Annotated in this window: 13 protein-coding genes and 1 riboswitch; of the genes, 11 read left to right on the top strand and 2 right to left on the bottom strand. The window is 66.9% G+C overall.

Annotation, left to right across the window (positions count from 1 at the left end; all coding sequences use genetic code 11):
• Positions 1–19 precede the first annotated feature (19 nt).
• From secA2 to gcvP, 11 genes are all read left to right on the top strand, one after another.
• A complete protein-coding gene (secA2, locus tag N4S67_RS26665; protein ID WP_260996055.1) occupies positions 20–2356 on the top strand; it encodes an accessory Sec system translocase SecA2 in 2337 nt (778 codons plus the stop codon).
• Positions 2357–2365: 9 nt separating this feature from the next.
• Positions 2366–2998, top strand: coding sequence for a CDP-alcohol phosphatidyltransferase family protein (locus N4S67_RS26660; RefSeq protein ID WP_260996054.1), 633 nt, complete (start codon positions 2366–2368; stop codon positions 2996–2998).
• Positions 2995–3894, top strand: coding sequence for a DUF881 domain-containing protein (locus N4S67_RS26655; protein WP_260996053.1), 900 nt, complete (start codon positions 2995–2997; stop codon positions 3892–3894). Before N4S67_RS26660 ends, N4S67_RS26655 begins: the two co-directional genes overlap by 4 nt.
• A 14-nt stretch (positions 3895–3908) precedes the next feature.
• Complete coding sequence (locus tag N4S67_RS26650; protein ID WP_260996052.1) at positions 3909–4241, top strand: small basic family protein; 333 nt, start codon at positions 3909–3911, stop codon at positions 4239–4241.
• A gap of 70 nt (positions 4242–4311) precedes the next feature.
• A complete protein-coding gene (locus N4S67_RS26645) occupies positions 4312–5133 on the top strand; it encodes a DUF881 domain-containing protein (RefSeq protein ID WP_260996051.1) in 822 nt (273 codons plus the stop codon).
• A 19-nt stretch (positions 5134–5152) separates the two neighbouring features.
• Entirely contained in the window at positions 5153–5548 is a 396-nt protein-coding gene (gene gcvH / locus N4S67_RS26640) for a glycine cleavage system protein GcvH (protein ID WP_260996050.1), read from the top strand.
• Between the two features lie 155 nt (positions 5549–5703).
• Positions 5704–6183 (top strand): glycogen accumulation regulator GarA, encoded by a 480-nt coding sequence (gene garA, locus N4S67_RS26635; RefSeq protein ID WP_260996049.1) that lies wholly within the window; start codon positions 5704–5706, stop codon positions 6181–6183.
• A 31-nt stretch (positions 6184–6214) separates the two neighbouring features.
• Positions 6215–6970 (top strand): transcriptional regulator FtsR, encoded by a 756-nt coding sequence (gene ftsR / locus N4S67_RS26630; protein ID WP_260996048.1) that lies wholly within the window; start codon positions 6215–6217, stop codon positions 6968–6970.
• Positions 6971–7018: 48 nt separating this feature from the next.
• Complete coding sequence (locus N4S67_RS26625; protein WP_260996047.1) at positions 7019–7513, top strand: bifunctional nuclease family protein; 495 nt, start codon at positions 7019–7021, stop codon at positions 7511–7513.
• A gap of 227 nt (positions 7514–7740) precedes the next feature.
• Positions 7741–8364 carry a MerR family transcriptional regulator gene (locus N4S67_RS26620; protein WP_260996046.1) on the top strand — a complete coding sequence of 208 codons (624 nt, stop codon included), beginning with the start codon at positions 7741–7743 and terminating at the stop codon, positions 8362–8364.
• Positions 8365–8425: 61 nt separating this feature from the next.
• Positions 8426–8523: riboswitch (glycine riboswitch) on the top strand.
• 140 nt (positions 8524–8663) lie between these two features.
• The gene (gene gcvP / locus N4S67_RS26615; protein ID WP_260996186.1) at positions 8664–11495 is read left to right on the top strand and encodes an aminomethyl-transferring glycine dehydrogenase; all 2832 of its coding nucleotides are present in this window, start codon (positions 8664–8666) and stop codon (positions 11493–11495) included.
• A gap of 25 nt (positions 11496–11520) precedes the next feature.
• Here gcvP and N4S67_RS26610 read toward each other — a convergent pair whose 3' ends face one another.
• Together N4S67_RS26610 and N4S67_RS26605 are read right to left on the bottom strand one after the other, a co-directional pair.
• Positions 11521–13674 carry a substrate-binding domain-containing protein gene (locus tag N4S67_RS26610; RefSeq protein WP_260996045.1) on the bottom strand — a complete coding sequence of 718 codons (2154 nt, stop codon included), beginning with the start codon at positions 13672–13674 and terminating at the stop codon, positions 11521–11523.
• Positions 13675–13711: 37 nt separating this feature from the next.
• Positions 13712–15916, bottom strand: a complete 2205-nt coding sequence (locus N4S67_RS26605) for a malate synthase G (protein WP_260996044.1) — start codon at positions 15914–15916, stop codon at positions 13712–13714.
• Positions 15917–15923 lie beyond the last annotated feature (7 nt).

The following is a 15923-nucleotide window of genomic DNA, read 5'->3' as shown; positions in this document are numbered from 1 at the left end:
GGCCGCGTACCGTAATTGTGTGGCGAAGACGAAGACCCGCACCTCAGGTCGTGCCAGCAGCAGGTTCTGGCGGATGCTCGGCGCGAGCACTGACAAGAACCAGTCCCAGTCGATGACGCAGGTGCGCAGCTCGGCAGAGTTCGACGAGAAGGCCACCGCACTCGACGACGAGCAACTACGCAAGGCCGCCAAGCTGCTCAACCTCGAGGACCTGGCCGACTCCGCGGACATCCCGCAGTTCCTGGCCATCGCCCGGGTCGCCGCCGAGCGGGCGACCACGCTCAAGCCGTTCGACGTGCAGTTGCAGGGCGCGTTGCGGATGCTCGCGGGCGACGTCGTCGAGATGGCCACCGGCGAGGGCAAGACCCTATCGGGCGCGATCGCCGCCGCCGGTTATGCGATCGGCGGCCGCAACGTGCACGTCATCACGATCAACGACTACCTCGCCCGCCGCGACGCCGAATGGATGGGTCCGCTCATCGAGGCACTGGGTTTGACGGTCGGCTGGATCACCGCCGAATCGACACCCGAGCAGCGTCGCAAGGCCTACAAGTGCGACATCACCTACGCCTCGGTCAACGAGATCGGCTTCGACGTGCTGCGCGACCAACTCGTCACCGACGTCGACGACCTGGTGTCACCGAACCCCGACGTGGCGCTGATCGACGAGGCCGACTCGGTGCTCGTCGACGAGGCGCTGGTGCCGCTGGTGCTGGCCGGAACCTCGCACCGCGAGACTCCGAAAGTCGAAATCATCCGGCTGGTAGGCGAACTCGTCGCCGGTGACGACTACGACACCGACACCGACGGGCGCAACGTGCACCTCACCGAAAAGGGTGCGCAGAAGCTCGAGGCCAAGCTGGGCGGCATCGACTTGTACTCCGAGGAGCACGTCGGCGGCACGTTGACCGAGGTCAACGTCGCCCTGCACGCGCACGTGCTGCTTCAGCGCGACGTGCATTACATCGTTCGCGATGGCGCGGTGCACCTCATCAACGCCTCCCGTGGGCGCATCGCGCAACTGCAGCGCTGGCCCGACGGCCTGCAGGCCGCGGTCGAAGCCAAGGAGGGCATCGAGACCACCGAGACGGGCGAGGTGCTCGACACCATCACTGTGCAGGCGTTGATCAACCGTTATCCGACGGTCTGCGGAATGACCGGCACCGCCCTGGCCGCCGGCGAGCAGTTACGCCAGTTCTACAAACTGGGCGTCTCGCCGATCCCGCCGAACACTCCCAACATTCGCGAAGACGAGCAGGACCGGGTGTACGTCACCGTGGCCGCCAAAACCGACGCGATCATCGAGCACATCAAAGAGGTGCACGAGACCCGCCAACCGGTCCTGGTCGGCACCCGCGACGTCGCCGAGTCCGAGGAGCTGCACGAAAAGCTCGTCAAGGCAGGCATTCCGGCGGTCGTGCTCAACGCGAAGAACGACGCCGAGGAGGCCGCCGTCATCGCCGAGGCAGGTGCGCTCGGCTCGGTCACCGTGTCCACCCAGATGGCCGGCCGCGGTACCGACATCCGGCTCGGCGGTTCCGATGTCGACGACCACTCCGCCAAGAAGAAAGAGGTGGCCGAACTCGGCGGCCTGCACGTCATCGGCACCGGGCGCCACCACACCGAGCGACTCGATAACCAACTCCGCGGCCGCGCCGGCCGGCAGGGCGACCCCGGTTCCTCGGTCTACTTCTCCAGCTGGGAAGACGATGTCGTCGTCGCTCATCTCGAGCCGAGCAAGCTGCCAATGGAGACCGACGAGGACGGCCGCGTCGTCAGCCCCAAGGCACCCAGCCTGCTGGACCACGCGCAGCGCATCGCCGAAGGTCGGCTGCTCGACGTGCACGCCAACACCTGGCGCTACAACCAACTGATCGCCCAGCAGCGCGCGATTCTCGTGGACCGCCGCAACAAACTGCTCAGCACGACGACCGCGCGCGATGAGCTCAAGGAGCTGGCTCCGAAGCGCTACGAAGAGTTCGTCGAACAGCTCGGCGAGGACAAGCTCGAAAAGATCTGCCGGCTCATCATGCTGTATCACCTCGACCGCGGCTGGGCCGATCACCTGGCCTTCTTGTCCGACATCCGCGAGAGCATCCATCTGCGCGCGCTGGGACGGCAGAACCCGCTCGACGAGTTTCACCGGATGGCGGTCGACGCGTTCGCGTCGCTGGCCGCTGACGCGATCGAGGCCGCTCAGCAGACGTTCGAGACGGCGGCATCGATCGAGGACGAGCCGGGTGTCGATCTCTCCAAGCTGGCCAGACCGACGTCGACGTGGACGTACATGGTGCACGACAACCCGCTCAACGACGACACGATGTCAGCGCTGAGTTTGCCAGGGGTGTTCCGCTAGGTTTGGTCCATGACCGTGCCGTCTGGCCGGCGGCCTCCGGCGCCGGACGCCGCGTCCGGGAACATGCGTGACCGGGTGCTCACGGTGCCCAACGCGCTCAGTGTGCTGCGCCTGATCCTGGTTCCGGTCTTCCTGTACCTGCTGCTCGTGGCGCACGCCAACGCATGGGCGGTCGGCGTGCTGATGTTCAGCGGGTTCTCTGACTGGGCCGACGGCAAGATCGCGCGGCTGGTGGACAATCAATCGTCCCGGCTCGGGGAACTGCTCGATCCGGCGGTGGACCGGATTTACATGCTCGTCGTGCCGATCGCCATGGCGATTCACGGCTCGGTGCCGTGGTGGATCGTGCTGACGCTGATCGGGCGCGACGCCGTACTTGCGGCGACGCTGCCGATTCTGCGCGGCCGCGGGTTGACCGCGCTGCCGGTCACCTACCTCGGCAAGGCCGCCACGTTCGCGTTGATGTCCGGCCTGCCGCTGATCCTGCTCGGCCAGTGGGATGCGTTGTGGAGCCGTGTGGTTCTCGCGTGCGGCTGGGCGTTCCTGATCTGGGGACTGGCGATGTATCTGTGGTCCGGCGTGCTCTACCTGATTCAGGTCACGATGGTGGTGCGGCACCTGCCGAAGGCTTCGCGGCGATGACGCTGCTGGGCGGATATGACCCGGATGCCGGTCGCAACGCCCACAAGGCCGACAAGCCCACGCTGATTCCGCTCCCGTCGCTGCTTCGGTCGCTGTTGTCCGAGCATCTGGACCCCGGCTACGCGGCGGCGGCCGAGGCCAAGGCCGCCGGTAAGCGCCGCGCATGGTGGCAGGCCTGGGCGTGGCAGCTGGCCGGCGCGATGATGATCGCCGTGGTGTTCGCCGCCGCGATGGCCCAGGCCCGCACCACCGCACCGGGTATGCGCGAGACACAGCAGGTGCTGGCAGGCAGCGTGCGGTCGGCCGAAACCACTACCGACACCCTTGCGCAACGGCGCGACGCGCTGGCCGCAGAGGTCGACACCGTCCGGCGCAGCCGCCTGGAGGGCGACGCGCTCGGCCAACAACTGCTGGGCCAACTCGACGAGGCCAACCATGCGGCCGCGGCCACCGAGGTGGACGGGCCGGGCCTGAGCCTCACCGTCACCGATCCGGGCGTGTCAGCGGATCTCAGTGACGTGTCCAAGGGCCGGGTGCCGGGAAGCCAGCAGGTGATCTTGGACCGCGACCTGCAGCTGGTGGTCAATTCGCTGTGGGTCAGCGGGGCAGAGGCGATTTCGGTCGGCGGGGTCCGGATCGGACCCAACGTGACGATCCGGCAGGCGGGCGGGGGCATCCTGGTCGACAATCAACCGATCAGCAGCCCCTATGTGATCAACGCGATCGGACCACCGCATGCGATGCAGGACGTGTTGGACCGCAGCCCCGGACTGCAGCGGCTGCGCCTTCTGGAGGCCTCGTACGGGGTAGGGGTAGGCGTCAGCGCCACGGACACCATGACGCTGCCCGCCGGTTCGGTGCGAGAAGTCAACTTCGCCAGGCAGTTCGAGCGATAAGTGAGCGCAGATAGATGATCGGAATCGCGGCCCTCGTCGTCGGCATCGTGCTGGGTCTGGTGTTTCACCCGGATGTGCCTGAGTTCGTCGCGCCCTATCTGCCGATCGCGGTCGTCGCCGCGCTCGATGCGGTGTTCGGCGGGTTGCGCGCCTATCTGGAACGCATCTTCGATTCGAAGGTGTTCGTCGTGTCGTTCGTGTTCAACGTGCTGGTGGCCGCGCTCATCGTCTACGTCGGTGATCAGCTCGGCGTCGGCACGCAGTTGTCGACAGCGATCATCGTCGTCCTCGGCATTCGGATTTTCGGCAACGCAGCAGCGTTGCGGCGCAGGCTTTTCGGCGCATGAGCACCCGAAGACGACCGCGAGTGAGGAACGAGCGAGGACCGGAGCGAGCGGGAGTCGAGGTAGACAACCGATGAGTGAGCATCCGCCCCAGCACGCCGACGAACCCGATCGTCAGGGCCGGCACGAGCTGCCGGCCGACCAGCCGGCGCCCGAGATCGGCGAACTGCACGCCGGCGGGGTGGGCGGCGTGCTTCGGAGGGGACGCTCGCAGATCCTGTTCGGTGCGCTCGCGGTGCTGCTGTGCGTGCTGCTCGGCATCGCGATCGTCACCCAGGTGCGGCAGAACGAGTCCGGCGACTCGCTGGAGACGGCGCGGCCCGCGGATCTGCTGGTGCTGCTCGATTCGCTGCAGCAACGCGAGGCGGCCCTCAACACCGAGGTGAACGACCTTCAGCGCACTCTGGCGCAACTCGAGGCCTCCGGCAGCAGCGATCAGGCCGCGATCGAGAACGCCCAGGCCCGGCTGGCCGCACTCTCGATCATGATCGGCACCGTGGCCGCGACGGGACCGGGTGTGACGCTCACCATCACCGACACCACCCCCGGTGTGCCGGCCGAAACGCTGCTAGACGTGATCAACGAGTTGCGCAACGCAGGCGCCGAGGCCATGGAGATCCGCGGCGGGACCGCCGCCGTGCGCGTGGGCGTCGACACCTGGGTGGTCGGGGTGCCCGGCGCGCTGATCGTCGACGGGACGACGGTGAACCCGCCGTATTCGGTTCTGGCCATTGGTGATCCGCCGACGCTCGCCGCGGCGATGAACATTCCCGGCGGCGCGATGGACAGCATCGAGCGCGTGGGCGGCGCGATGGAGGTTGCGCAATCGGACCGCCTCGACATCACCGCCTTGCGGCAACCGAAAGCTCGCCAATACGCTCAGCCAGTCAAATGAGTTGCAGTCAAGGAGCGCAGTGAGCGAAATCCCAGCCGAGCTGTACTACACCGTCGAACACGAGTGGGTGCAGCGCACCGGCGACGACACCGTCCGCGTCGGTATCACCGACTATGCCCAGTCCGCACTGGGCGACGTGGTTTTCGTCCAGCTGCCAGACGTTGGCGCTGACGTCGGCGCCGGCGAGTCCTTCGGCGAGGTCGAATCTACGAAGTCAGTCTCCGACCTTTACGCGCCCGTCAGCGCGAAAGTCGTTGCGGTCAATGGTGATCTGGAGGCAAGTCCGCAGCTGGTCAACTCGGATCCGTATGGCGAGGGTTGGCTGGTGGACCTTCAGGTCGACGCGTCGGCTCTCGAGGAGGCGCTGGGCAACCTGCTCAACGCCGACGGCTACCGCGCCTCGGTGACCGAATGACGAGTTGTTAGGGTTCTGCAGACCGGAAGCCAACTACGGCGGATCCGGCGGTGGTGGACACAACGGCCTCCAGTGCGCGGTACGGTCGACACCAGACGAAATCATGGCCGGATGCCCGGCCGGGTATCGCCACGGCAGCCAGTGAGGAGCAGCGGGTGACGGAAAGAGACCAGAATTCTGGTGCTGACCAGACGTCTGACGAAGTCACCGTGGAAACGACATCGGTTTTCCGCGCCGACTTCCTCAACGAACTGGATGCTCCGGCGGCGGCGGGCGCTGAAGGTGCGGTGTCCGGGGTCGAGGGTCTGCCGGTCGGATCGGCATTGCTGGTCGTCAAGCGGGGCCCGAACGCCGGCTCGCGATTCCTGCTCGATCAGCCCACCACGTCGGCTGGTCGCCACCCTGACAGCGACATCTTCCTCGACGACGTCACGGTGAGCCGGCGGCACGCCGAGTTCCGGCTCGAGAGCGGCGAGTTCCAGGTCGTCGACGTGGGCAGCCTCAACGGCACCTACGTCAACCGCGAGCCGGTGGACTCGGCCGTGCTGGCCAACGGCGACGAGGTGCAGATCGGCAAGTTCCGGCTGGTGTTTCTGACCGGCCCCAAGGGCGACGACAGCGGTCCAGGCAGCTAGTGACGGCGATGAGCGCTCGCGCGAAGAGCTGATGATGCAGCCCGACACTCCCGCGCTTCCTGGGATGTCGATCGGAGCGGTCCTCGATCTGCTGCGACCGGACTTCCCGGACGTGACCATCTCCAAGATCCGGTTCTTAGAAGCCGAAGGGCTGGTCACACCGGAGCGCACCGCGTCGGGCTATCGACGGTTCACCGCCTACGACTGCGCGCGCCTGCGGTTCATCCTGACCGCTCAGCGCGATCAGTATCTGCCGTTGAAGGTCATCAAGTCCCAACTCGACGCCCAGCCGGACGGCGAGCTGCCGCAGACCGGATCCGGTTACGGCGTACCGCGTTTGGTCTCGGTGGCCGACTACGGCTCAGTCGTCACGCGGGATGACACTGCCACCGGGATCGCGGCGGTGGCGCCGACTCAGGTGCGGCTTTCGCGCGAGGACCTGCTCGCCCGGTCCGGGGTCGACGACGACCTGCTCTCCGCCCTGGTGAAGGCGGGAGTGATCACCACCGGTCCGGCCGGCTTCTTCGACGAGCACTCCGTGGTGATCGCCCAGTGCGCCCGCGCGCTGGCCGACTACGGCGTGGAGCCACGCCACCTGCGGGCGTTCCGCTCGGCCGCTGACCGGCAGTCGGATCTGATCGCTCAGATCGCGGCCCCGGTGGTCAAGGCGCCCAAAGCGGGCGCACGGGACCGAGCCGACGATCTGGCGCGCGAGGTTGCTGCGCTCGCGATCACCCTGCATACGTCGTTGATCAAGTCTGCGGTGCGCGACGTTCTGGATCGCTGAGGATTAGACTCGCTATTAACGGCTTCTTGGTGCGGAGGGCAGACACAGATGGGTGAGGTTCGTGTGGTCGGCATTCGCGTGGAGCAGCCCCAGAACCAGCCGGTGCTGCTGCTCCGGGAAGCCAACGGTGACCGCTACCTGCCGATCTGGATCGGCCAGCCCGAAGCTCAGGCGATTGTGCTCGAGCAGCAGGGTGTCGAGCCGGCGCGGCCGCTGACGCACGACCTGATCAGAGATCTCATTGCGGCGCTGGGGCATTCGCTCAAAGAGGTGCGGATCGTCGACCTGCAGGAGGGGACGTTCTACGCGGACCTGATCTTCGACCGCGACATCAAGGTGTCGGCGCGGCCGTCGGATTCGGTGGCGATCGCTCTGCGGGTCGGGGTGCCGATCTACGTGGAAGAAGCGGTTCTGGCCGAGGCTGGGCTGCTGATCCCCGACGAGAACGACGACGAAGCGTCCGGTGCGGTGCGCGAGGACGAGGTCGAAAAGTTCAAGGAATTCCTCGACAGCGTGTCGCCGGACGATTTCAAGGCGACCTGAGACGGGTTTTGTCACGGCTCGGCTTTGTCACGGATAAGTCTCGTCGTCTCCGACACGCGGCGCGGGTTTCTGTCAACTCCGTTTCGGGCAGCCATACTTTGGGGGCCGGACCGGTTGATGGGCAGTCGCGGGCTAGGCGGAAAGCGTATGCTCGACACACTCGGGCTTGGCAAATGTGCGCCCACGCAGGTCACAGACGCAGGTTCGATCGGCGAGAGGATTCGAAAGTGGGAGACACGCCACGTCAAGAGGAGCTGGATTTGTCCTCTGCCGACGGCCCCGCGCAATCGGATGTGACAGCGTCCAGCGAACCTGTGCAGGCGGGTCTGTTCCCCGACAACTCGGTTCCTGACGAACTCGTCGGCTACCGCGGTCCCAGTGCCTGCCAGATCGCGGGCATCACCTACCGGCAACTCGATTACTGGGCGCGTACCTCTCTTGTCGTGCCGTCGATCCGCGGCGCCGCCGGGTCCGGCAGTCAACGGCTGTACTCGTTCAAAGACATCCTGGTCCTCAAGATCGTGAAGCGACTGCTCGATACGGGCATCTCTTTGCACAACATCCGGGTCGCCGTCGATCATCTGCGCCAACGCGGGGTTCGCGACCTGGCCAACATCACGTTGTTCTCCGACGGCACCACGGTTTACGAGTGCACGTCCGCCGAGGAAGTGGTGGACCTGCTGCAGGGTGGACAGGGTGTGTTCGGAATCGCCGTTTCGGGGGCCATGCGGGAGCTGACCGGCGCGATCGCCGACTTCCCCGGTGAGCGGGCCGACGGCGGCGAATCGATCGCCGCACCCGAGGACGAGCTGGCCTCCCGTCGCAAGCACCGCGACCGCAAGATCGGCTGACGCCTTTGGGCCGCGGCGATTGTGCTGCGGATTCGCCACGCCGGTAGACTCGATGGCGCATCGCCCGCGTGCGGGAGAGTTTCGTGGCGGCCAGTCACGGACGCCGAAGGAGCAACACCTCTCCGTCAACCTCTCAGGCACAAGGACCGCACTCGGCCCCGATGCCTCTGGAAAGTGGTGAGCACGAAACTCACCCGCCCATGGGGAAAGGCACATGCCGAATCTCTCAGGCGCCCGCGACGGGTTGACGACAGAGGGAGAGGAACCCGCGGTTCCTCTATGCGTCTGGAGTGTTCGCAGTGTTCGACCATCAGCAGCCCAACTTCGCCGACCGCCACATCGGCCCGGACGCCGACGCCGTCGCGACCATGCTCGAGACCATCGGTGTGGGCTCGCTCGACGAACTCGCCGAGAAGGCGCTGCCCACGGGCATTCTCGACGCGCTGTCGGCCGACGGGGTGGCGCCGGGGCTGGACCGGCTTCCTGCAGCGGCAACTGAAGAGGAGGCTCTGGCGGAGTTGCGTGCGTTGGCCGACGCCAACACCGTCGCGGTGTCGATGATCGGCCAGGGCTACTTCGACACGTTGACCCCGCCGGTGTTGCGCCGCAACATCCTCGAGAACCCCGCCTGGTACACGGCTTACACGCCGTACCAGCCGGAGATCAGCCAGGGGCGCCTGGAAGCCCTGCTGAACTTCCAGACCATGGTCGGCGACCTGACCGGCCTCGAGGTCGCCAACGCCTCGATGCTCGATGAGGGGACCGCCGCCGCGGAGGCGATGACGTTGATGCACCGCGCGGTGCGCGGGCCGTCGAACCGGTTGGTCGTCGACTCCGACGTGTACCGGCAGACCGCCGCCGTGCTGGGCACCCGCGCCGAGCCGCTCGGCATCGAGATCGTCACCGCCGACCTGCGGCAAGGACTGCCCGAGGGCGACTTCTTCGGGGTGATCGCGCAGTTGCCCGGCGCCAGCGGGGCGGTCGTCGACTGGACCGACCTGGTGACCCAAGCCCACGAGCGCGGTGCGCTGATCGCGATCGGCGCCGACCTGTTGGCCATGACGCTGATCACACCACCCGGCGAGATCGGCGCCGACATCGCATTCGGTAGCACCCAAAGGTTCGGTGTGCCAATGGGGTTCGGCGGACCGCACGCGGGCTATCTCGCGGTGCACGCCAAGCACGCGCGGCAGCTGCCGGGCCGGCTGGTGGGGGTGTCGCTGGACGCCGACGGCGCACCGGCTTACCGGCTGGCGCTGCAGACCCGCGAGCAGCACATCCGTCGCGACAAGGCGACCAGCAACATCTGCACCGCGCAGGTGCTCCTGGCGGTCATCGCCGCGATGTACGCCAGCTACCACGGCGCCGACGGTTTGACCGGCATCGCGCGGCGCGTCCACGCTCGCGCGGAGGCAATCGCTTCTGCGCTCGGCGATGCGGTGGTGCACGACAAGTACTTCGACACCGTGCTCGCCAGGACACCGGGCCGCGCCGACGACGTGATCGCGGCGGCGAAGGCCAAGGGCATCAACCTGTGGCGCGTCGACGACGACCACGTCTCGGTCGCGTGTGACGAAGCCACCACCGAGACCCATGTGGCCGCCGTTCTCGAGGCGTTCGGCGTCACGGCCGCCGAACCGACGCCGTCGGTCATCGCGACGCGGACCTCGGAGTTCCTCACCCACCCGGCATTCACGCAATACCGCACGGAAACTGAGATGATGCGCTACCTGCGCTCCCTCGCCGACAAGGATATTGCTCTGGACCGCAGCATGATCCCGCTCGGCTCGTGCACCATGAAACTCAACGCGGCCGCCGAGATGGAGCCGATCAGTTGGCCGGAATTCGCCCGACAGCATCCGTTCGCACCCGCATCCGACACTCCGGGCATGCGCAAGCTGATCGCCGATCTGGAAACGTGGCTGACCGCCATCACCGGCTACGACGCGGTGTCTCTTCAGCCCAACGCCGGCTCGCAGGGAGAGTATGCCGGCCTGCTGGCGATCCAGGCCTACCACCTCAGTCGCGGCGAGGCGCAGCGCAACATCTGCCTGATCCCGTCGAGCGCCCACGGGACCAACGCCGCGTCGGCGGCGCTGGCGGGCATGCGCGTGGTGGTGGTGGCATGCAGGGAGAATGGCGACGTCGACCTCGACGACCTACGCGCTAAAGTTGCCGAGCACGCGGAAAACGTTGCGGCTCTGATGATTACCTACCCGTCGACTCATGGGGTTTACGAGCATGACGTGGAGGAGATCTGTGCCGCGGTGCACGACGTGGGCGGCCAGGTGTACGTCGACGGGGCGAACTTGAACGCGCTCGTCGGTCTGGCCCGGCCGGGACGGTTCGGCGGTGACGTCAGCCACCTCAACCTGCACAAGACGTTCTGCATCCCGCACGGTGGCGGCGGCCCCGGAGTCGGCCCGGTGGCGGTGCGCGCGCACCTTGCGCCGTATCTACCGGGCCATCCGCTGGCCGAAGAACTCGGCGCTGAGCTTACGGTGTCGGCGGCGCCGTACGGATCCGCCTCGATACTGCCGATCACCTGGGCCTATATCCGGATGATGGGCGCGGGCGGCCTGCGGGCGGCGTCGCTGACCGCGATCGCGTCGGCCAACTACGTCGCCCGCCGCCTCGACGAGTACTACCCGGTGCTTTACACCGGTGAGAACGGCATGGTCGCCCACGAATGCATCCTCGATCTGCGCACCATCACCAAGCAGACCGGCGTCACCGTCGACGATGTGGCAAAACGCCTGGCGGATTACGGGTTCCACGCCCCCACGATGAGCTTCCCGGTGGCCGGCACGCTGATGGTCGAACCGACCGAGAGTGAGAGCCTGGCCGAGGTCGATGCGTTCTGTGAAGCGATGATCGCGATCCGTGCCGAAATCGACAAGGTCGGCGCAGGCGTGTGGCCCGCCGAGGACAATCCGCTGCGGGGTGCACCGCACACCGCGGAATGCCTGCTGGTGTCCGACTGGGATCATGCGTACTCCCGCGAAGAGGCTGCCTATCCGCTGGGCAAGAACTACCGACCCAAGGTCTGGCCGCCGGTGCGCCGCATCGACGGCGCGTACGGCGACCGGAACCTGGTGTGCTCCTGCCCGCCGGTGGAGGCATTCGCCTGAGCGCGGCGGTGCGCGCCATGCCGGGCTAGGCCAGGAATTTCGCGATCGCCGCGCTCAGATCCGGCGAACTGGAACTCGCGAGGTTCTGGTAGTTGCCGCCGGTGGCCTCCGCGACGGCCTCCCAGGTTCCGCTGTCGGCGTCGGAGCCGAAGTCGATCACGTTCACCGCGACCGGACGCGCCCGATCGAAGGCCCCGCGGATGTACTGCTGCAGGCCCTCGCCGTTCAATGACTGGTCGGTGTGGGGGCCGGTGGTGATCACCAGCACGGAGTTGCCCTGTCCCTGACGGTAGTTCGCAAGCGCCTCGGTGTAGATCAGCCGAAGCGTGGTGAACGAAACGGCGCCGCCGCCCGACGCCGACTGTGCGTCGAGTGCTGCCGTCAGCGCCGCCGAGCGTGGTTGGCCGTCGAGCGGGTCGGCCAACGGCCCGGTGCTCACCTCTGACCGGCCTTCGGTGCCGTCGAAGGTCCACAGGCCCACCGCCGAACTCTGCGGCAGCGCCTGCAATCTGGCGTTGATCGCGGCCACCACGTTCTCCAGCCGGGATCTGCCGCCCTCATCGGCGGGCATCGACTGGTCGAGCATGATCGTCACGGCGGGGCTGCCCACCGGTGCGGTCAATGTGTTGGCCAGCGTGGCGCGCGCTGCGTTGTCGCCCACCGCCAACGGCTCGGCCACCGGAGCGAAATCGATGACGTCGCTCTGCGGCGGCGTGCCACCCTCGGTGCGGAACCCGGCCTTGGCGAGCTCGGCGAGTTGCTCGGGCTTACGCATGAAGCGCGCGAACTCGCTGGCCGCAGTCTGCTGTTCCTGCGACAACTCGTTGCCCGACAGCAGCACCGTCGGGTAATCGGCTATCGCGGTCGGCCCTGGCGGCAGCCACGACGCCACAGCGCTTTTCGCGTTCGGAAGCGAAGCGGCCCGCTGGAACAGCATCTGTTCGGTGGTGACGACGGCGTGCACCGGAGCGGCAGCGGGGTCTCGGGCGTTCAGCAGTGCGTCCATCGCCGTCGACGCCTTCTTGTCGGCCAGTTTGGGTTGGCCTGACATCAGCGTGTTCACCGCTGCGGTCCCGGCGCTGGGTGGCGCTCCCGAAGGCGCCGACGCCGCGGCGACCGCCTCGGCCGCCAGGTACGACGCATCGCTGTCGCCGCTGAGTGGCAAGGCGAGTCGCAGCGAGCCCCACCCGGGCAGATTCATCCCGTCCAGGGCGCGCGGATTGGTCTGCAGGTCGGGCAACGTGCGCCAGTTCTGCTGGGTGAGAGCCCTTTTCAGTTGCGGGCGGATGGCGAGCACGACGGGCGATGTCACCAGTGACCTGCTGTCGCTGACGGTCTGTGCGCCCGCGGTGGCCTCCAGGCGAGCCGCCGAGACCGAACTCGCCGGGATCCACAACGCGGGGCGCGCGCCGAGTTCGGCCGGCCAGTTACCGACGAAGCCGTTGACCACCTGATCGGAGTCGGCCGGTTTGACCTCGACCTTGACGCACCGGTCTCCGACCGGGGCCGCGGCGTCGTTGTAAGTCTTGGCCAGGGTCTGTATCGGCGTGGCGATCGACGGGTCGGCGATGACCGCGACGGACAGGTCGCCGTCGACGCATCGGGCCGCCGCGGCGTCGCTGCGGTTGGACAGCGCATCACCGAAAAACCGCCACAGGATGAACGCACCGACGATCACGACGACGCCGACGAGGGCGCCGATCACCCCGAGGCTGACTCCGCGCCTGCCTGCGGTCACCGCACGGTGGCTACCGGTCCATTCGCCACCTTCCCATTCGCCGCTGTGAGCGCCCGCCGAACGCGGAGCACGCGGTGGGGGAGTCGACCCTGCCGACGACGCCGGCTCGTTCTCGCTGTAATCGTCGTAAGCGTCGTAATCGGATGCGGTGTAACCGGTTCGAGTTGTCTGCGGCTCGTCGTCGTAGTCGGTGTCGCGGTAGTCCGCAGTGAGGTCGCCCGGAGCGTCGCGATCGGAGTCCTGGTGGCCGGGCCGACCGTAGTCCGATTCTGAGTACCCGGCGTAATCCTGGCCCGCGACGCCCGGTTCGGGGTGGCCCGACTCGCCGAAGCCGGGTCCGTAGTCGGACTCGTCGGGGAGGCCGAAGCGCTGGGTCGGCGGATCCTCAGAAAGCTCGTCGCCGATCGGTTCGTCGTCGTCAGGTCTGCTATGCCTGCCCACGCTCGCCCTCGTGCTTGCTGCCTCGCCGGGTCATCTTTCATCCACCGTTGTGCGTTGCCTTGTACTCGCGGCGGCGGCGGTGGAGGATCGGTTCGGTGTAGCCGTTCGGTTGCTGCGTACCCGACAGAATCAGGTCCTGCGCCGCCAGGAACGCGATGCTGTTGTCGGGGTCGGTAGCCATCGGCCGGAACTCGGGATCCTTTTCGTTCTGCTTGTCGACGACGGCGGCCATCCGGCGCAGGCTTGCTTTGACGTCGTCGGCGGTGATGACACCGTGGCGCAGCCAGTTGGCCAGCAGCTGACTCGAGATACGCAGCGTCGCACGGTCTTCCATCAACGCGACATCGTGGATGTCGGGCACCTTCGAGCAGCCGACACCCGCGTCGATCCAACGCACCACGTAGCCGAGGATCGACTGGCAATTGTTGTCGACCTCCTCGCGGATCTCCTCCGACGCCCATGCCAATTCCTTGGCCAGCGGGACGGTGAGCAGCTGGTCGATCTCGGTGCGCCGCTTGCCTTCGAGCTCTGAGTGCACGGCGTACACGTCGACCTCGTGGTAATGCATGGCGTGCAAAGTGGCCGCGGTCGGCGACGGCACCCACGCGGTGGTGGCGCCGGCCTTGGGCTGGCCGACCTTCTGCTCGACCATGTCGGCCATCAGGTCGGTCATGGCCCACATGCCCTTGCCGATCTGCGCGCGACCGGAGAATCCGGTGGCCAGCCCGATGTCGACGTTCTGGTCCTCGTAGGCCTTGATCCACTCGGTGCTCTTCATCGCACCCTTGCGGATCATCGGCCCGGCCTCCATCGAGGTGTGGATCTCGTCGCCGGTGCGGTCGAGGAAGCCGGTGTTGATGAACACCACGCGGTCGGCGGCCGCTTTGATGCAGGCCTTGAGGTTGAGGGTGGTGCGCCGCTCCTCGTCCATGATGCCGACCTTGAGCGTGTTCTGCGGCAGGCCGAGCACGTCCTCGACGCGGCTGAACAATTCGACGGTGTAAGCGACCTCGTCGGGGCCGTGCATCTTCGGCTTGACGATGTAGACCGAACCGGTCCGGCTGTTGACCAGCGGGCCGTTACCGTCGCCTGCCTTCAGGCCGTGCGCCGCGATGAGGCCGGTGAACAAGGCGTCCTGAATGCCCTCGAACACCTCCGTCTCTTCGCCGTTGGGCTCGGTTCTGACGATCGCGTCGTTGGTCATCAGGTGGCCGACGTTGCGCACGAACATCAGGCTGCGGCCCGGCAGCGTCAACTCGCCACCGTCCGGCGTGGTGTAGGTGCGGTCCTCGTTGAGCTTGCGGGTAAACGTCTCGCCGCCCTTGCTCACCTCTTCGGTCAGGTCGCCGCGGTTCAGTCCAAGCCAGTTGCGGTACCCGAGGACCTTGTCGTCGGCATCGACGGCAGCCACCGAATCCTCGAAGTCCATGATCGTGGTGACCGCCGACTCCAGCACGACATCCTTGATGCCCGCGGCATCGGTGGATCCGACCGGGGATTGCGGGTCGACCAAGATCTCGATGTGCAGGCCGTTGTTGACCAGCAGCACCGACCAGTCGGGGGAGCCGAGTTCGCCGGTGTAGCCGACGAACTGCTCGGGTGTGGCCAGCCCACTCGACTGGCCGTCGCTCAGGTCGATTGACAACTGACCGTCGTCGATCTTGAGGCCGGTCGCCTCACTCCACGAACCCGAAGCCAGCGGGGTCGCGCCGTCGAGGAACCGCCGGGCATAGGCGATGACCTTGTCACCGCGCACCTTGTTGTAACTGGTGCCCTTCTCCGCGCCATCCTCCTCGGAGATCACATCGGTGCCGTACAGCGCGTCGTAGAGCGAACCCCAGCGCGCGTTGGCGGCGTTGAGGGCGAACCGCGCGTTCAGGATCGGCACCACCAACTGGGGGCCCGCGGTTTTGGTGATCTCGTCGTCGACTCCGGAGGTGGTGATGGTGAAGTCGTCCGGCTCGGGCTGCAGGTACCCGATCTCGGTGAGGAAGTTCCTGTAGCCCTCGGGGTCGAGCGGCTCGATGACGTGCTGGCGGTGGTACTTATCGATCTGCGCCTGCAGTTCGTCGCGGCGCGCCAGCAGGTCCTGGTTCTGGGGGCTGAGGTCGGTGACCACCTTGTCGACACCCGCCCAGAAGCTGTCGGGGTCGATGTCGGTGCCGGGCAGCGCTTCGTTGTTGATGAAGTCGTACAACACCTGCGCCACGCGAAGGTTGCCCACCGTCACGCGATCACTCATCATTTCC

Source organism: Mycobacterium deserti, from assembly GCF_025345615.1.
In the GTDB taxonomy this organism is placed as follows: domain Bacteria; phylum Actinomycetota; class Actinomycetes; order Mycobacteriales; family Mycobacteriaceae; genus Mycobacterium; species Mycobacterium deserti.
This window is presented reverse-complemented; position numbering and strand designations above follow the sequence as displayed.